The organism is Liquorilactobacillus capillatus DSM 19910 (assembly GCF_001434915.1).
Classification (GTDB): Bacteria; Bacillota; Bacilli; order Lactobacillales; family Lactobacillaceae; genus Liquorilactobacillus; species Liquorilactobacillus capillatus.
Map to the genome: position 1 here is coordinate 107167 of NZ_AZEF01000032.1, position 17447 is coordinate 124613.

General features: G+C 40.0%; 15 protein-coding genes and 1 riboswitch. Of the genes, 5 read left to right on the plus strand and 10 right to left on the minus strand.

Features of this window, described 5'->3' with window-relative positions:
• Window positions 1–11: 11 nt before the first annotated feature.
• The 7 genes from FC81_RS08035 to budA form a co-directional block, all read right to left on the minus strand.
• Window positions 12–296: a hypothetical protein gene (locus tag FC81_RS08035; protein WP_057745433.1), complete on the minus strand. Its 285-nt coding sequence runs from the start codon at window positions 294–296 to the stop codon at window positions 12–14.
• 75 nt (window positions 297–371) lie between these two features.
• The gene (argF, locus tag FC81_RS08040; protein WP_057745436.1) at window positions 372–1394 is read right to left on the minus strand and encodes an ornithine carbamoyltransferase; all 1023 of its coding nucleotides are present in this window, start codon (window positions 1392–1394) and stop codon (window positions 372–374) included.
• 31 nt (window positions 1395–1425) lie between these two features.
• The gene (locus FC81_RS08045) at window positions 1426–2577 is read right to left on the minus strand and encodes an acetylornithine transaminase (RefSeq protein WP_057745439.1); all 1152 of its coding nucleotides are present in this window, start codon (window positions 2575–2577) and stop codon (window positions 1426–1428) included.
• Window positions 2578–2579: 2 nt separating this feature from the next.
• Window positions 2580–3326: an acetylglutamate kinase gene (gene argB, locus FC81_RS08050; RefSeq protein WP_057745441.1), complete on the minus strand. Its 747-nt coding sequence runs from the start codon at window positions 3324–3326 to the stop codon at window positions 2580–2582.
• A 61-nt stretch (window positions 3327–3387) separates the two neighbouring features.
• Window positions 3388–4590 (minus strand): bifunctional glutamate N-acetyltransferase/amino-acid acetyltransferase ArgJ, encoded by a 1203-nt coding sequence (argJ, locus tag FC81_RS08055; RefSeq protein ID WP_057745444.1) that lies wholly within the window; start codon window positions 4588–4590, stop codon window positions 3388–3390.
• 18 nt (window positions 4591–4608) lie between these two features.
• On the minus strand, window positions 4609–5640 hold the full coding sequence (argC, locus tag FC81_RS08060; protein ID WP_057745446.1) for an N-acetyl-gamma-glutamyl-phosphate reductase: 1032 nt from the start codon (window positions 5638–5640) through the stop codon (window positions 4609–4611).
• A 332-nt stretch (window positions 5641–5972) separates the two neighbouring features.
• Entirely contained in the window at window positions 5973–6683 is a 711-nt protein-coding gene (gene budA / locus FC81_RS08065) for an acetolactate decarboxylase (RefSeq protein ID WP_420806352.1), read from the minus strand.
• Window positions 6684–7035: 352 nt separating this feature from the next.
• Here budA and croR point away from each other — a divergent pair, with 352 nt between their 5' ends.
• From croR to FC81_RS08085, 4 genes are all read left to right on the plus strand, one after another.
• Window positions 7036–7725, plus strand: a complete 690-nt coding sequence (gene croR / locus FC81_RS08070) for a response regulator transcription factor CroR (RefSeq protein WP_057745450.1) — start codon at window positions 7036–7038, stop codon at window positions 7723–7725.
• Window positions 7726–7749: 24 nt separating this feature from the next.
• Entirely contained in the window at window positions 7750–8916 is a 1167-nt protein-coding gene (locus FC81_RS08075; protein WP_057745453.1) for a sensor histidine kinase, read from the plus strand.
• Between the two features lie 73 nt (window positions 8917–8989).
• Window positions 8990–10336 carry a serine hydrolase gene (locus FC81_RS08080; RefSeq protein ID WP_057745456.1) on the plus strand — a complete coding sequence of 449 codons (1347 nt, stop codon included), beginning with the start codon at window positions 8990–8992 and terminating at the stop codon, window positions 10334–10336.
• A 312-nt stretch (window positions 10337–10648) separates the two neighbouring features.
• Window positions 10649–13906, plus strand: coding sequence for a YhgE/Pip domain-containing protein (locus FC81_RS08085; protein WP_057745628.1), 3258 nt, complete (start codon window positions 10649–10651; stop codon window positions 13904–13906).
• A 193-nt stretch (window positions 13907–14099) separates the two neighbouring features.
• Here FC81_RS08085 and FC81_RS08090 read toward each other — a convergent pair whose 3' ends face one another.
• From FC81_RS08090 to FC81_RS08100, 3 genes are read right to left on the minus strand one after another with little or no spacing between them, the layout of a single operon-like run.
• Window positions 14100–14783: an energy-coupling factor transporter transmembrane component T family protein gene (locus FC81_RS08090; protein ID WP_057745469.1), complete on the minus strand. Its 684-nt coding sequence runs from the start codon at window positions 14781–14783 to the stop codon at window positions 14100–14102.
• Entirely contained in the window at window positions 14783–16186 is a 1404-nt protein-coding gene (locus FC81_RS08095) for an ABC transporter ATP-binding protein (protein ID WP_057745472.1), read from the minus strand. Before FC81_RS08095 ends, FC81_RS08090 begins: the two co-directional genes overlap by 1 nt.
• A gap of 1 nt (window position 16187) precedes the next feature.
• Window positions 16188–16751, minus strand: coding sequence for an ECF transporter S component (locus FC81_RS08100; RefSeq protein ID WP_057745475.1), 564 nt, complete (start codon window positions 16749–16751; stop codon window positions 16188–16190).
• 112 nt (window positions 16752–16863) lie between these two features.
• A riboswitch (TPP riboswitch) is annotated at window positions 16864–16952 on the minus strand.
• 229 nt (window positions 16953–17181) lie between these two features.
• Here FC81_RS08100 and FC81_RS08105 point away from each other — a divergent pair.
• Window positions 17182–17433, plus strand: coding sequence for a hypothetical protein (locus tag FC81_RS08105; protein WP_057745477.1), 252 nt, complete (start codon window positions 17182–17184; stop codon window positions 17431–17433).
• Window positions 17434–17447 lie beyond the last annotated feature (14 nt).

Consider the following 17447-nt stretch of genomic DNA (forward strand, 5'->3'; position numbering starts at 1 on the left):
GCTTAAAAAGCTTACCATGTGCTGGTAACATAGAAACCGATGAGAGTGAGCAAGACTTGCCAAAGAGCTAAGGCTGCTTTGATTTTTGCATAACGGGAAGAACTGGAAGAAGCATAGAAGAAATGAAAGATCAAAGTCTCATTAAAGAGTGCTGTTCCAAAACTCCATAGGACAAAAACTAGCCTTGCACTCAAGGGCTCTCTGCTCAAAAAGAGGTTGATAAGGGCAATAATTGTGAAAAAGACAGTAACTGAGTAACGATTTAACAACACTAGAAACTTAGGTGGTGTCGGCATAATATTCAGATCCCTTTTTTATCTTATAAACTAGGGTCATAGTAACATATATCAAATTTCAAAAGCAATTTTTTGCTATTCAGTAAAGATACTTTCAGGAATGAATAGATTCCCCAGTGTCACAGCCATAATTGATTTAATAGCATGCATACGGTTTGCGGCCTCTTGGAAAACAAGGGCCTGTTTGCTTTGGAAGACATCATCTGTTATTTCAAGTGCATCCAGTTGGTACTTGTGCAGTAATTGGGCCCCGATTGTAGTGTGTGTATCATGGAAAGCTGGAAGACAGTGAAGGATAATGGTGCTCTTTTTTCCAGTTTGAGCTAGCAGCTTGGGATTGATCTGATAAGGAAGTAATAACTTGATACGTTCAGCATAATCGACTTCTTCACCCATTGAGACCCAGACATCGGTGTAGAGAGCATCAGCTCCTTTAGCAGCAGCTGCCGGATCAGTAGTAATCAATAGTTTGGCGCCGCTTCTAGCCGCCGCCTTCTGGGCAACCGCGAGGACTGCAGCTGCAGGTTGTAATTCCGTAGGAGCTCCGATATGAATGTTAACACCAAGGATAGCTCCCGTGACTAAAAGACTATTAGCAACATTGTTGTGTCCATCACCGACGTAAGTTAACGTTAATCCAGTTAAACTACCGAAATGCTCTTTAAGAGTCATAAAGTCAGCAATCATTTGTGTTGGATGCCAATCATCAGTTAGACCGTTCCAAACAGGGACACCGCTATCCGCAGCTAGGGCTGCAACTACCTTTTGCTTAAAGCCGCGAAATTCGATCCCATCAAACATACTGCCAAGAACTTTAGCTGTATCGGCAACGGATTCCTTATTACCAAACTGGATGTCATTTTTACCGAGGAACTCAGGGTAGGCACCTAGATCGTTAGCCGCAACTGTGAAAGCAGACCGTGTTCGGGTTGAAGATTTTTCAAATAATAATGCAATATTTTTTCCAGCTAGATATTGATGTGGGATATGTTGCTCTTTTAGACTTTTGAGGTGGATAGCGAAATCAATTAAATAATTGATTTCAGCCGCAGAAAAGTCAATTTCTTTAAGAAAAGATTTGCCATAAAAATGATTCATCAGAAGACCCCCATAGTGTAGTACGGTTTTGTTATTGACTAATAATTGCATTCGCTAAGGTGCTTTTAATAATCTGAACTGCGTGTAGCAGCTCAGAGCCCGTTATAATGAGCGGTGGTAGCAAGCGTAAGGTGTTATCCCGTGATGAGAGGGTCAAAATACCTTGTTTTTGTAAACTAGTAATAATTTTCTCGACTTTAATATCTTCTTTAAGGTGGATACCAACCATCAGTCCTTTACCAGAAACTTCACGCACTAATTCTAGTGGCTGAATCTCTTTTAGGAGATAATGCCATAGGAAAAGTGACTTTTGCTGGACAGACTCAAGAAATTCATGGTCTAAGATTTTTAATACAGCGGCAGCAGAGGCCATTGCTAACGGGTTACCACCAAAAGTTGTTCCGTGGCTTCCAGGTCCAAAAGCAGGAGCTAATTCAGCTTTACCGATCATTGCACCAACTGGAAGGCCGTTGGCTAGACCCTTGGCTAGGGTGACGATATCTGGATCAAGATTATAGTGCTGGTAAGCAAATAATGTTCCTGTCCGGCCAATACCGGTTTGAACTTCATCAATAATCAGAAGAACCTTTTCCTCTTTACATTTAGCTGCAACAGCTTTAAGCCATGCCGGATCACCGGTAACAACACCGCCTTCGCCCTGAATGATTTCTAAAATAACAGCGGCAAGATCAGAGGTAATCTCAGTTAGTGCTTGCGGATCGTTGTAAATAGCAAATTTAACGTTAGGAACTAGTGGACCGAATCCTTCTTTGATTTTTGCATTACCAGTAAGTGAAAGTGAACCATAACTCCGTCCGTGGAATGAGTGGTCAAAGGCTAAAACTTTATTTTTACCACTTGCTTTACGTGCTAATTTGAGAGCTGCTTCATTAGCTTCCGTCCCTGAATTACAGAAATAAACATCTTTAGCTTCGTTTTTTACTAACAACGCAGCAACCTTTTCTTGCAGTGAACTTTCATATAAGTTGGATGTGTGCCAAATCTTATCTAATTGGTCTTTAACGGCTGCTTTGATTGGAGCAGTATTATAGCCAAGATTGCAGACACCGATCCCAGCGGTTAAGTCAAGGTATTGTTTACCGTTATTGTCAGTTAAAGTAACCCCGTTACCTTTTACTAGTTCAAATGGAAAACGTTTGTATGTTGGAAAAAGATGCTTCATTTTTAATCCTCCCCTTCCTGAGTAATGAGTGTCCCAGTAGTTGTTAATTTATTTGTGATCGCAACATGCTTTACGCCTGTTTGGAAAGCTTGGAATGCAGCGGTTATTTTGGGTTGCATCCCATTTAAAATAATTTTTTGCTTCTGCAAGTGGTGTGCAGTCGTGAGTGAGAGCTTAGGTACTAGTTGACCCTTGTTCAAAACGCCAGGAACATCAGTCATGAGATAAAGTGCAGTCGCATTCAATAGACTTGCGATGGCAGCAGCTGCTGTATCTGCATTGACATTAAGCCACTGATGTTCAGTTGTCAACGCAAGTGGTGCGATGACACCGACATGAGTTGACAGCAACTGCTCTAACAACTTTTTATTAACATTCTTAATCTTACCAACGTAACCATAGCGCTCTTTATCTAAGAAATCTCCTTGCAAAAGATGGTCATCAGCTGCATTCAAGCCGAGCGCGGGAATTGCATTGGCAGTTAGTTCTTGTAATAGAAGTGGCTGTGTTTTGCCCAATAAGACCATCCGTGTAAGGTTGAGTGTCTGTTCATCAGAAACGCGCAATCCGTTGAGCTTGCGGACTGGTAATTTTAGTTGTAAAGATAGTTTAGAGACAGTCGAACCACCGCCATGGACAAGGATAATTTTCTTTCCCGCGGCCATCCAGGTTTTTAATTGGCAGTAGAATTCTGTAGTTAGCTGGTTAATTGTATTTCCACCGATTTTGATAACAATAAAATCTTTCATACGGTTGTCCTTTCTCACTTATGTTAAAACAGAAACTGGCGTTAGAGTTAGCTTAACGACGTTAACTCCGGTAAGAAGCGTTGATTTTGACGTAATTATACGTTAGATCACAACCCCAAGCTTGTCCTTGAGCACTACCGCTGTGTAAGTCAACTGTAATGACCACTTTAGAAGCAGCCATTGTCGTGCTAGCTTGCTTTTCATCGAAGGCAACGGCTAGGCTATGATCAACGACTAGAATGTCATTTAGCTTGATAGTTATATTTTGCGGGTCAAAGACAGCATCAACAGTGCCGATCGTACTCATGATCCGCCCCCAGTTAGGGTCATTTCCAAAGAGTGCGGCTTTTACCAGGTTAGAGCCGACAATAGCTTTAGCGACTTTCTGTCCATCTGGCAAACTTGTTGCTCCATTAACATTAACTTCGACTAATTTAGTCGCGCCTTCACCATCAGCAGCAATTTTTTGCGCTAAGAAAGCAAGAACATGGTGAAGTGTAGCTTTAAAAACGGCGAGATCCGTGCCAGCAGTTGTCAGCTGCTTGTTTTGAGCTAAGCCATTTGCAAGAACAACCACCATATCATTCGTGGATGTATCGCCGTCAACTGTAATTTGGTTGAAGGTCTTATCCGTTAGCTCACTGGTGAGTTTTTGAAGAATAGTTAGGTCGATCGCTGCATCGGTCGTGATAAAAGCGAGCATGGTAGCCATGTTGGGGTGAATCATTCCTGAGCCCTTAGCAAAGCCTGTCATAGTGCAGGTTTTACCAGCTAGTTTGAAAGCAACACTGATTTTTTTAGCGTGAGTATCAGTTGTCATAACTGCCTGAGTAACAGCATCACTAGTCGTTTCTTTTAATTGGGCAATTCCGGCAGTTATTTTGTCCATTGGAAGAAAGGAACCAATCAGACCGGTTGAAGCAACTCCAACTAATGAAGGCTTAATTTGTAATTTTTGCGCTACAAGTTCTTGCTCCAATAGGGCATCTTTCATGCCTTGGGAGCCGGTACATGAATTGGCAAAAACACTATTCATAATGAGAGCCTGTAATTCTTGATTAGTTGTAATTAGTTTTTTGGTCAAAGTAGTGGGGGCTGCGCAGACTTTGTTAGTGGTGTAGACGCCGGCAGCCGCCGCTGGAACTTCTGAATAGAGCCAACCGAGATCAGGGCGTTTATGCCGCATTCCTGCGTTGAGCCCATCACTGTAAAAGCCTTTGGGCCATGTAAAATTTATTTCATGATACTTTATAGTTGTTGTCATTGTGAAAAACTCCTTTGTTTACGGGAAAAGCGGCAAGAGCGGTAGGCCAGCCTCTTCTGGAAAGTTAAATAGCTGATTAAAGTTTTGCAGTGCTTGACCAGCAGCACCTTTCATTAAATTATCAATTACTGAAACAATAACGATGGTATTGGTAACTTCATTATAGCTAAGACCGATATTGCAGTAGTTTGAACCAGTAACTTCTTTAATACTAGGGGTCTCCTCTGGCAGTAGGCGAATGAACTTATCATGCTGATAATACTTATTAAAAGCCTGTTTAATTTTTGTTAAAGTAATGTTGGGTGCAGCTTTGACATAGATCGTTGCCATAATACCGCGAGTGATGGGGATGAGTGTCGTGGTAAACTCGATCGCGGAAATATTTTTATTCCAAGCTTGGAGCTGTTGAACGATCTCAGGAATATGCTGGTGCTGGTTCATCTTGTATAACCATGCATTCTCATTTATAAAGGAGTAATTATTGCTGGTATTTGGCTTTTTACCAGCTCCTGAAACCCCTGATTTAGCATCAATAATGATGGTATCTGGAATAATCATTTTCTCAATTACCAACGGTGCAAGTCCTAGTAAAGACGCCGTGGCATAGCAGCCAGGATTAGCAATATAATGTGTTGTAGGAGTTTGAAAGTCGGTTAAACCATAACACGCTTTTTGCAATTGCTCAGCTGGCGCGGCAGGTTTGTGATACCATTTTGAATAAACAGCCGGGTCCTTAAAACGAAAGTCGCCAGAAAGATCAATAACAGGAAAATTTTCTTCAATGAAAGGTCGGGCTATTTTGCTGGTAACCCCTGCTGGCGTAGCGCAAAATAAAACATCATTACTATTCATAATTGCGACCGGATCAAACTCCTGTAACTCTAAATGCTCGTTTAGGTATGCCGGAATAGCTGTTTCAAGAAAAACTTTTTTTGACGTACCTGTGTTATGACCATAAAGGTTAAGGTGGGTGACATTTGGATGCTGTTTTAATAAGGAATACAGCACTGCACCGCTATAGCCTGTTGCCCCTAATAACCCAACTTTCATTATTTCTCCTTCTTTCATTCATATAAACTGAATAACAATTCATTTTGTTGGTTATAACTATATAATACTATATCACTTATTGCAACTATTTTTTATAAAATATCATAATAGCGTCTATTTATGCATATTATAATGCATATACCTATTTATATCCATAATTATGAATATTAAATTGACGCATAATAAATAGACATGAGTCGTTATACAATAACGAATAATGGATAAACAAAAAAAGACTAATTTATATAATCACTAGTTGATAGCAATTTGGCTTATTGCCAAAAGAATAGTTAGTGATAACATTAGTCTTCTTTGATCTAAAGATAATTTAATTATTCAGCTTTTGAAATAACGTCCGCGATATTGTCTTTCGCAAAATTATGGTCCATGAATTCCTTGTTGGTGATAGGCAGATGCTGTTCCAGTGTATCGAATAGCTGACGAGATAGCTTACCAGAAGCAATTTTAAAGTCAAGCACGTGACCGCCGATCGAATGGTCTGCGGCTAGAAAGTGATTATGGAAGCCAGCAACAGCTGCACCATGAAATAGTGATGGAGAGTAATAGCTGATTAGTGTTCCTTCAATATTATGTGCTTCAAAGATACTCTGCTTTTGAGCAGTTGCTTCCAGTGTATCGAATGGTGGAAATGATTTCACAACGGCACGGGTCTTCACATAAGAGAAGATGCCCTTTACCTGCACTGCAAAAAAAGTATTTGCATTTTCTTTTTCTTGCAGGGCTACTGTAGCAAATTTAGCTGGAGTAGCATCCTTGAGTGTAGTTAAAAATTTAAAATCAGCAAAGTTAGCATTTGCAAAAGGCATTATAAAATCATCTTTGACAACTTTGACATTACCGAGGCTATCTGCCTGGTAAGGAATACCGTCAAGAATTATTAGTTCACCATCTAATCCTTCACCAGTGCCAATTCCTGTATCACCATGTTGTAAAAGTTCCTTCATTGTGATCGTCCCAGTTAATAGTCCAGGAACGAGTAAAGCTAATGTTCCATGTTGATAAAGAATATTTGTTTTCATTATTCTTTTTCCTTCCATCCATATATAATATAAATTAAATAAATTTAGTAGTTTATTTATATTGTCCCCAACATTATTAAATAATAACACATAATGAAGGTTAACTGATATTGGAGAACTTGGGCGGCTAAAAGAGCAAGTATATAATTTGAGATATAAAGAGTGTTTAAAGGCAAACGTAGTGGAAGTGGTTACTTAGCTTGATTTTAACCAATTCTTTAGATACGATGAAACTGTATTTTGTTACAATTAAAAGTATAAATTAGTGTATAAAAAGATGTGTCATTGTATTTAATGGGAAATTCAATATATAGAAGAAATTAAGATTAATTATAAAATAAAGGAGTTAGTAAAGATGAAAATTTTAGTTGTTGATGACGATAAAGATATTGTGGAATTGCTGAGTATTTATATTAAGAATGAAGGGTATGAAGTTGAAAAGGCTTATGATGGAAGAGAAGCTTTAACTAAGTTGAATACCAACCCAGACATAGCGCTGATGATTCTTGATATAATGATGCCGCACATGGATGGGATCGAGGTTATCAAGGAAATCAGAAAGGATTCTCAGATTCCAGTTTTGATGCTGTCAGCTAAGACAGGTGACCTTGACAAGATTCAAGGCCTGATTCAGGGAGCAGATGATTATGTTACTAAGCCGTTTAATCCGCTTGAAGTAATGGCACGCGTAAAGTCATTGTTGCGACGTTCACAACACGCAGTGACTAACGATATCCCAGATGTACTCGAAGTGGGACCACTGATCATCAAAAAAGATTCACATGAGGTTGAAACGGTTGATGGCAAGTCAATTCAGCTAACAGCGTTGGAATTCGGTATCTTATATCTACTTGCAAGTCATCCTAACCGGGTTTTTTCAGCAGATGATATTTTTGAACGGGTTTGGCAGCAAGAGTCCGTTGTATCAGCTAAAACAGTGATGGTTCATGTCAGCCATTTGCGTGATAAAATTGAAGAAGCAACTAATGGTGAGAAAGTTATCCAAACCGTTTGGGGTGTTGGGTACAAGATTGAAACACATTAGACTAGAAATGGAGATGATTTCTAAGTGAGACTCACCGCGCGTGAAAAAAGCGAATTATTCGGTGAAGGGATTGTAACAGTTATCTTATTGCTGCTGTTGAATTTATCAATTTATGTTTTACTTGATCAGATGATTAAATCTAATCCAGCTTTAGCAGATGGTATATTTCAAATAAAAATGTCTCTTTCTTTTGGACCAGGTCCATACCATGTTCGTTTCTGGAGTTGGGGTGGATTATTTGTAACCATCATGCTGGTTGCGGATGTTTTTATCGTCTATTGGCGTCTCATTCGGCGTTACCGCCAGATGCAATTACATCACATTATCTCTGAGCTGCATTACATTGCAGAAGGACATTTTGATCACCGAATTTCTTTTCAATTACAAGGTGATATGCAGCGTATTGCCCAAAGCATTAATGCTCTAGTTGACAGTACGATTAAGTCAATGGAGGAAGAAAGACAGATCGAGCGCTCAAAAGATGAGCTTATTACTAACGTCAGTCATGATATTCGAACACCGTTGACATCGATTATTGGCTATCTGGGCCTGATTGAAGATAAACAGTATCATTCAAAAGAAGATATTTTTAAGTACACCCATACGGCTTACCTTAAGGCAAAGGAAATGAAGGCTTTGGTGGAAGATTTATTTGAATATACTAAAGTCCGACAGACAGACACACCGTTAAATATGACGCAGATCGACTTAGGCCAAATGATTGAACAAATTGCTGCTAGCTTTGAGTTAGAAGCTAGTAAGAAAGAAATGAAAATTACCACTGAATTAGAAACCAAACATATCATGATGGAAGCTGATGCCGAAAAGTTAGCACGAGTCTTCAATAATCTGTTATCAAATGCATTGAAGTACGGTAATGGCGGTCGACATATCTTCTTGAAAGTTTCGTATGCTGGAGCGCATGAAATTATTGTTGAAGTGGCTAATGATGGGCCGATGATTCCTGCTAAGGCACTTGAACAATTATTTGACCGTTTCTACCGGGTTGAAAGTTCCCGTTCAAAGGAGACTGGCGGTAGCGGCTTAGGTTTAGCGATCGCACAGAGTATTATAGATTTGCATAATGGCTATATTTATGCTTTATCTGACCAAAAGCTGACAAGTTTTATTATCCATTTACCGGTAAAACAGATTTATAAAATTGAAAAAAACAAAGAGCTTAAAAATTGAGATTAGTCGTTGTCAGACTAGTCTTTTTTAGTTATTCTAGAGTAGACTTAATAAATTGAAGGGATAGACAAACATGTTAATTTTTAAGGAAACAAAGAAACTGCTGTTGGGGCTAGTTATTGCAGTAACAACTTTTACTTCAGCGGCAGCTGGAATGATGGTAAATGGGGAAGTTAAAGCAGATAATGTTCCGGCAGAAACGGATAAGGCACTCCAGTTAGATGTGAAGGCGGCTATTGCAGTCGATGCCAAGACAGGGCAGATTATCTATAGTAAAAACAGTACGCAGCCTTTACCGGTTGCATCAGTTACCAAGCTAATCTCGATCTACCTCGTAATGCAAGCCATTAAAGAGGGAAAGTTATCATGGGACCAAAAGGTTCCTGTTGATAATGCTTCCTATCAAGTTAGTCAGGATACCAAATTATCTAATGTTCCTTTAAAAAAGGATAATAAGTATACAGTTCGTCAATTATACCAGGCAAGTTTGATTTATTCAGCCAACGGAGCTGTAATGACGTTGGCTAATGCGGTCGCTGGATCGCAGTCAGCCTTTGTGGATAAAATGCAGCAATTATTGAAAAGCTGGAATATTAATGACGCTGAACTATACACTGTTTCAGGATTGGGAAATGATGAGATTGGGTCAGGTAAGTACCCTGATGCACCTGCTAAAGCTGAAAACAAGCTATCAGCAAAGGATATGGCTCTTGTTTCACAAAAATTATTACAAGATTACCCTGAAGTTCTAAAGACAACAAGTATTACACGGATGAAATTTAATAATGGAACAAGTGAAACTGAGATGGAAAATTGGAACTGGATGTTGAAAGGTCTAGCCAAGGCATATTCGGACTTGCCTGTAGATGGTTTGAAAACGGGAACTTCAGATAGTGCAGGAGCTAATTTTGTAGGAACTGTCAATAAAGATGGCAAACGAATCATTACCGTCGTTCTGGGTGCTAAACACGCCGGTGATGGCGATACATCACGTTTTGAACAGACACAAAAATTAATGTCGTATGTCTATAACAACTTTACCTATACAACGGTGAAGGCACAGAGCAGCTTTAAGGGTGCAGCAAGCCTGCCTGTTTATCACGGTAAAAAGTTAGCAACCCCAGTTGTCACTAAAGAAGCTACAGACATTTGGTTGAAAAAGGGAATGGCAGCTAGTGATCTTACCGCTTCATTGAGCGGCAATAAGAAGTTATACAAGAAGGGCGGTCTTGAAGCACCGTTGGCTCAAAATAAAACAGTTGGGAAACTAACATTAACGGCTAAGGGACAGCAGTTGGCTTACTTAAATGGAGCCAGCAAACTTGAAGTTCCCGCAGTTAATACACAAAAGGTTGAAAAAGCTAACATCTTCGTTATTATGGGACGAGCAATCAAGAATTTCTTTACCAATCTTTTTTAAGTAGTTAGCTAAAACAAAATAGTTAATTTAACGGTTATTTTTAGGATAACTTTGATAGAAGGTCACGGAAGCGGCAATTAACTTTGCGCTTTCGTGCCTTTTTGCTTGCAGATAGACATATTCAGTAAACTCTTAGACATCCCTTCTACTAAGTAGGAGAGATATTTTATATAATGGGCACTTCAATATTGTTAACCTACGGCTTAAAAAATCGACCTTGTGTTTCATAGATGTTCAGAGTATATTATAGATTGTTAAAGTAGATAATGAATCTGAGAAATAAGCTTAGAGGCAGAGGTGAGAGCAGTGGGAATGATAAAAGAAGAGTTCAAAAATATAGGGAGACATAAGTTGCTGATAGCAACAATTTCAGCAATTATGTTTATCCCTTTTTTATATGCCGTGTTCTTTTTAAAATCGGTATGGGATCCATACGGTAATGCGGGTAAATTACCTGTTGCAATTGTTAATGAAGATCGTGCGGTTGATTATCGTGGTAAGACGATGACGGTTGGCGATGATCTTGTTAAAAAACTACGGAAAAATGACAGCCTACAATGGCACTTTGTTTCAGCTGCCAAAGCACAAGAAGGTTTAAAGGATAAAAAGTACTATACAATTATCACGATTCCAAAGGACTTTTCTGAGAATGCGACAACTGTTCTTAACAAAAATCCTAAGAAAATGCATTTGATTTATAAAACAAATGATTCATTGAACTATATCGGAAAAGTTATTAGTGAGGAAGGCGCCAAGCAGTTAAATACTAAAGTTCGGTCTTCTGTCACAGATGTATATGCCAAAACAATGTTTGCAACGATAAAAACAGTAGGTAAAGGCTTTACAACTGCCGCTAAGGGTGCAAATAAATTAAGTAATGGCTCAGCAACTTTATCAGATGGATTCAATACGTATACAGCTGGAGTGGAGAAAGTTAATAATGGTGTTATGACACTTCAGACTGGTGTAGTACCACTGGGACGAGGAGTGCTCAAACTAACAACAGGAGCAACGGTACTTGAAGACGGGATCAACCAGTATACTGCCGGAGTTGCTAAAGTAAATGCAGGAACACAGAAATTGAATGGGAGTACTGGACAGTTAGCATCAGGTGTTACGAAGTTAGCATCCGGCTCTAACTCATTAGCAGCTGGTGTTAATACCTACACTGCTGGTGTTAATAAAGTTAATAACGGTGTTCAGACACTGAATGGTAGCACCGGCCAATTAGCCGTTGGAGTCGGTCAACTGGCAAAGGGTTCTACTAATTTAAATAGCGGTGTGGGACAGTATACTACAGGAGTTGCTAAAGTTAATCGCGGGCTAGGTGAATTAAACAACCAGACAGGTACGCTAGCCACTGGTGTTGATCAGCTCTCTGCAGGTTCGGCTAAACTAACGTCTGGTATCCAAACTTATACGACAGGTGTAACAAGTTTGAATAGCGGGTTAGGGCAGCTTGCAAGCAAGTCTGAACAACTAAATAGTGGCGCAGCAGGACTAAAACAATTACCTCAAGCTGCAGCAGCACTATACGTGACAAACTCAGTTATTGCCAGGAGTTTGCAAGAAATCAAAGCTGGTTTGCAGAATACTGACGAACTAACGGGAGCGTTGGGGATGTTGCAGAACCTAGCGACTTTCTATAATCAATATGGCAGTACATTGACTAATATGACAACGTTAACTACTAGTTTACAAACTGTGAATACATCATTGCAAAAGATTGCGCAAAATAGCCAGACGATTGAACAAAATGCACAGACTTTGCAAGCATCTAAGAATCTAGATGAGAATGATAAGCAAAAGTTACAAGCTATTTTGAGTGCCAACGAAACTAATCTTAATCAGTTACAAGAACTACAAAAAGCAGGGATCTCGTCCACTCAAATTACGGCTATTAATAATGCTTTGAACAGCTTCCAAGGAATTATGAAGAATGCTAGTTTAACACAGGATAAACTTAGCCAGTTGAATAGTGCATCAACTAACTTAAAAAAGCTTTCAACAAGTATCGACGAATTGAACACAATGGCGACCAAAACGCAGGGGATAGCCGCAACGCTTAATCAAAACCTTGGTAATACAAATAATGTCGATGTTGATGGTATTATTAACGCTGGAACAGGAGCACAGACTCAGGTTGCAGGTGCAGTTGTAAGTAATACAAATACAAGTAAAATTGATCAACTAATTGCGGGTATCAATGAATATACGGCGGGAGTCGATCAAGCAGCTGCTGGTTCAGCTGAACTAGCTCAAAATTCAACGACACTGACTCAAGGCTCAACAAGTTTGAGCAGTAATTTGTCTGGCTTGAATGATAAAGTTCCCGCATTAACTAGTGGTGTAGCACAATTATTTGATGGTTCAAATAAGTTAACTGCTAATTCAGCTGCTCTTGTCAACGGGACCGCTCAGCTTGCAGGTGGCTTAGGGACATTAAATAGCAAAGTTCCCGTGCTAACAAGTGGAGTAGCTCAATTGGCAGGTGGGACAAGCCAGTTAGCGGCTAATAGCGGCACGTTAAATAACGGCGTGACTCAGCTTGCAGGTGGTTTAGGTGTATTGAATGGCAAGGTTCCTGCCTTAACAAACGGTGTAGCACAGTTAGCAAACGGAACTCAACAATTAGACAATAATGGTTCTAAGCTGAGTAACGGTGCTGCTCAATTAGCAGATGGAACCCAACAACTGAATGCTAAGGTTCCGACTCTGACGTCTGGTGTTGATCAACTAGCTGGAGGAACCCAGCAGTTAGCCGCAAATTCAGGTAAGTTAACAGCAGGTGTTAAGAAACTTCATCAAGGTAACCAACAACTAGCAGGTGGGCTCTCTGACGGTGCGGCTAAGATCGCTGCCGGTAAGACTTCTGCTAAGACTGCTGACATGTTTGCTGCACCTTCAAACTTGAAACATGAGAATTATAGCAAGGTCCCTAACTATGGCTATGCTTTAGCACCATATATGCTTTCAGTAGCATTATATGTCGGTGCGTTGGTCTTCAACTTAGTTTACCCGATTCGCCGACTATCAACGCCTGATGGTTCAGGTACAGACTGGTTTTTGAGCAAAGTGGCAGTAGGAACGTTAGTAGCGGTAGGAACAGCGCTCGTGGAAACTATATTGATGATGTCCCTAGGGCTTGTTCCGGACCATCCACTACAGTTGATTTTAAATGCGATCTTCTTCTCAATGACAGCGATGTATCTTATTATGTTGATGTCAGTGGCAGGTGGAAATCCGGGGCGTTTCGCGGCAATGATTTTGCTGGTTATCCAACTAGGTGGTTCGGGTGGTTCCTTCCCAATTGAAATTACAAATGGGATGAATGGTTTCTTCCAAGCAGTTAATCCATTCCTGCCGATGACTTATTCAATTCTGGGATTCCGTGAGGCACTAACTTCTGGTTTAGGGATAAGTCAATTCATAACTTCATTGGCAGTAATGCTGCTCTTTATTATCGTCTCACTTGGACTTCTCTGGTTAACGATGGTTCATCTTAGACGGAGTGGAGCTATTACTTATGTTGAGACCGTTGAGGGTAAGGACGCTGCAAAACAAGCTTAAAACATTTAAAAGAGCTATATCGCTAATTTAATTTTAAATTAAAAGACTAAGCCAGAATGAAAGAACGTATCTGGCCTAGTCTTTTTTTGAGCACTTATTGCTAAATCATTGAAGAACTAAATTTGGGCACCTTGCTTAAAGTCTCCTTAATATTTATTGTCTACCAGTGGTTATCACTCTACTCTGCGTTACTTTACCAAGGATGAATGAAAAAGGCTGCCCAAAAGTAGAGGATGATGATACCTAAGGCGAGCCCCCATTGCCAGTGCGGTAATGGGTCTTCAAAAGTCCTCGTTCGGGGATATCCTTCTGAAAAGCCTTGGGACGACATTGCTTCAGCTAAATCTTCTGACCAGTGCAACGCGACGATAATAATACGCAGGTATAAAGCAGGCTGCCAAGGACGGTAGTTTTTACCGCGCATCTGTGCGGAATACTGAATAAGCTTAAATTGTTGGCGAATACGCTGTAGCAGATTGAAAGATGCTAATAATCCATAAACGAAAGTCTCAGAAAGCTTCGCGTGTAGTGAGAGGCTTATTAAAATTTCTTTGACTTGGACTGTTAATGTAAGGATAGCTCCAAGTAACAGATAAGCATAAACACGCGAACCATAGATCCAAGCGCTATGCCAGCGGTCACCTACACCAAACATAATAAAAGACCACCAACTCCCTACCGCCAAGGGAAGAGCAATCAGCAGCATGATAATTAATTTTTGGGGTGCAACACGGCAGTATAGTAAGTAAGCTAGACAGATCAACATGACGATAATATTTAAAGTAACACTTCGAGAGAAAGCGATCTGGAGACCAACACCAAGCATAATAACTGTTAAAATAGTTGCATTCAGTCCCTTGCGTGCCGTTTTTCTCATTACTTTGCCTCCTCAAGTGTTAATGTCTGATTGGCAAGTAGCAGTTCATAATCAACCAATTCGGTCACTCCTGCACGCTGATGGGAAATTAACAAACTACTAATTTCCAAATCAGTAACGGTCTTTTTAATCAATTGCATTACGTTTTTTAGTGAAATAGCATCTAGACCGGCTAAAGGTTCATCAAAAAGTAAAATAGGCTGAGCCATAATCAGCATGCTTAAAACCTGCAGTTTTTTTTGCTGACCACCGGAAAGTTGATAATTAACATGGTCTAAAATATTTGTGAGTTGCAATTGTTTAATAGCAGCAGTGATCCTTGCGTCGGTCCAATACAGCGGGTGCAAGCTATTTTGCCGCGAAAGATTGATTTCAGCGCGCGCCTCAAGTTTGATAAATTGGTCGGTGCTGTTTTGAAAAACGACCCCGACTATTTGCGCCCAACGTTTGAGCCGTATTCTTTCTGATGCTTTACTTTTATAATAAACAGCACCTTGGTATTTTAGTTGATGCGAGAGCGCCGCAAAAAGAGTCGACTTTCCAGAACCATTAGCACCAGATAGAAGACCCACCTGACTTTTGGGAAGTTGAAATGAATGAGGTTTAAGCAATACACGTGAGCTGCTTTTAAAACTAAGCTTTTGCCAGTTGAAAATTGATATTTTATCCAACCGATTCTGAACAGGAAGTTCTTTCTTCACGGTAGTCAGCCGTTGCAGCGATATTTCAGGAACCTTTTTGTGTGCCGCATCGACTTCATAAAGGTGGTCTACCAACTGTTGATAACCAGTCAAATCATGGTCACAAATAAAAATAGTTTTACCATATTTAACCTGTAATTCTTTTAAGATGGTTAAAAGCTTTTGACGGCCAGCTTGGTCAACGTTAGCAAATGGCTCATCCAACAAAATAATGTCACTACCCATTGCAATGGTAGTAGCAAGGGCGATCCGCTGCTGCTCACCACCGGATAAGGCTAGAAGCTGTTGCTGACGAAACGACTCTAGGTTGAAGCGGCGAAGTGTAGCTGTAACAACTTCGGGAATGGACTGTGGTGCTAATTGAAGGTTCTCCAACGCAAAAGTCAACTGTTCTTCAACAGTGCGCATTGCAAACTGTCGGCTGGGATTTTGGAAGAGCAAGGCAATATGACGTGCACGTTCGTAAGGAACAAGCGTACTGACCTCTTGGTTATTTAGTTGAATAGTTCCAGTCGTAATAATACCGCCATATTCGGGATACAACCCGGCCAACAGCTTAAAGAGGGTGGATTTTCCACTACCAGAAGGACCAATTAACAGGTTAAAAGAACCTTGTACAAGATCGAAATTGAGTCGGTCGAAGATAGGAGAACGACTAGCTCCATAAGAAAAAGTCAAGTTGGAAACAGCTAACCTAACCATCTTACTTGTTTAAACCTGTCTTTAAGACAAGTTTCTTAATCCAGTAAACGAGAACGCCTGCGAAGAAGCCAATTGAAATGAAGCGAATAATTAATAAGGTCAGTAAAAGCCCAATATGGTATTCGCTATAGCCGCTTTGGAACCAATCCCAGATAAAAGTAATAATTGTGGCACCGATAGTCGAAAGGAACAGGCCTAGTTTTGACCAGTTTCTGTATCCAGTACAGGCAAAGCCGATTTCATTTCCTAAACCTTGAATAAACCCCGAAATTAGGTTAGCAGCTCCCCAACTTGAAAAGAGCAGCATTTCGACCGCAGCAGCAAGTAGTTCACCGATAAGAGTAGCACCTGCTTTTTGTAGTAACACACCGGCAAGTGGACCAGCCATGATCCAAACACCGAGGGTCAAGTCGTTGGCATAAGGCTTTAAAGGTGTGGCGGCAATCACATAGTAGGCGTAGCTCCAGACTTGATAAATAACACCGAAGAAAATGCCGATAATTGCAAGGAAAATAACGTCGCGTAATGACCAACCGCGTTTTTGCTTCTGATTCATAGTTTGCATAAAAAAACACTCCTTTTGGGAAAAAATTGTTATAAGAGAGGTTATTTTGGATAAAAAAATAACCGCCACACTTAAAAAGTATGCCGGTAGCCGCTTTCATTCACCAAATAAAAAACAATGGATTTAAGCTCCCTACGCTGGCATTATCCAGATCAGGTCTCATGGGTATTTCTCAGCCAAAAGGCACCCCAGCTCATATAATTACAGTGTAAGTCTAGCAGAAAAAAAACAAAAAGTAAATCTTGTAAGACTTAGCTTGCAAGAAGACTGCTTTCAAGAGCAAGTAAAGACCTAAGTTAGCTTTCAATAAGTATTAGCGGTATAATGAAAGAGTATAATGAAAAGACTAACAGTTGGTTTTCGTGATAATGAGTAAAAGGTTATTTTACTTAAGGTAGTTCGTTGGAGTTATTGTCAAGGAGGAAGAAAAATGAGTGAAAAACGGAGAACTAAGAACAATAGAGATGAACAGGTAATAGAAGTGAGTAAGCTTGGGACACCGTTTGTAAAGGATAAACATGTTGCCTTTGTCTTCCATCGACACCATTTTGAGGGGAAAGTCGCGAAACAACTGCGTAATTCGGCAATTATTGATTTTGATAATGATTATAAAGAATCGTCAACTGCACTTGAATTGAAGCAGAAAGTCGTTATTAGTTACTCTAAAATGAAGCTGGTTTAAGATACTTGTTATTT

What these genes read in the sequence shown, in the direction of transcription:
- FC81_RS08035 (WP_057745433.1), bottom strand. Translation starts at nt 296, where the DNA reads ATGCCGACACCACCTAAGTTTCTAGTGTTGTTAAATCGTTACTCAGTT.
- argF (WP_057745436.1), bottom strand. Translation starts at nt 1,394, where the DNA reads ATGAATCATTTTTATGGCAAATCTTTTCTTAAAGAAATTGACTTTTCT.
- FC81_RS08045 (WP_057745439.1), bottom strand. Translation starts at nt 2,577, where the DNA reads ATGAAGCATCTTTTTCCAACATACAAACGTTTTCCATTTGAACTAGTA.
- argB (WP_057745441.1), bottom strand. Translation starts at nt 3,326, where the DNA reads ATGAAAGATTTTATTGTTATCAAAATCGGTGGAAATACAATTAACCAG.
- argJ (WP_057745444.1), bottom strand. Translation starts at nt 4,590, where the DNA reads ATGACAACAACTATAAAGTATCATGAAATAAATTTTACATGGCCCAAA.
- argC (WP_057745446.1), bottom strand. Translation starts at nt 5,640, where the DNA reads ATGAAAGTTGGGTTATTAGGGGCAACAGGCTATAGCGGTGCAGTGCTG.
- croR (WP_057745450.1), top strand. Translation starts at nt 7,036, where the DNA reads ATGAAAATTTTAGTTGTTGATGACGATAAAGATATTGTGGAATTGCTG.
- FC81_RS08080 (WP_057745456.1), top strand. Translation starts at nt 8,990, where the DNA reads ATGTTAATTTTTAAGGAAACAAAGAAACTGCTGTTGGGGCTAGTTATT.
- FC81_RS08085 (WP_057745628.1), top strand. Translation starts at nt 10,649, where the DNA reads ATGATAAAAGAAGAGTTCAAAAATATAGGGAGACATAAGTTGCTGATA.
- FC81_RS08090 (WP_057745469.1), bottom strand. Translation starts at nt 14,783, where the DNA reads ATGAGAAAAACGGCACGCAAGGGACTGAATGCAACTATTTTAACAGTT.
- FC81_RS08095 (WP_057745472.1), bottom strand. Translation starts at nt 16,186, where the DNA reads ATGGTTAGGTTAGCTGTTTCCAACTTGACTTTTTCTTATGGAGCTAGT.
- FC81_RS08100 (WP_057745475.1), bottom strand. Translation starts at nt 16,751, where the DNA reads ATGCAAACTATGAATCAGAAGCAAAAACGCGGTTGGTCATTACGCGAC.
- FC81_RS08105 (WP_057745477.1), top strand. Translation starts at nt 17,182, where the DNA reads ATGAGTGAAAAACGGAGAACTAAGAACAATAGAGATGAACAGGTAATA.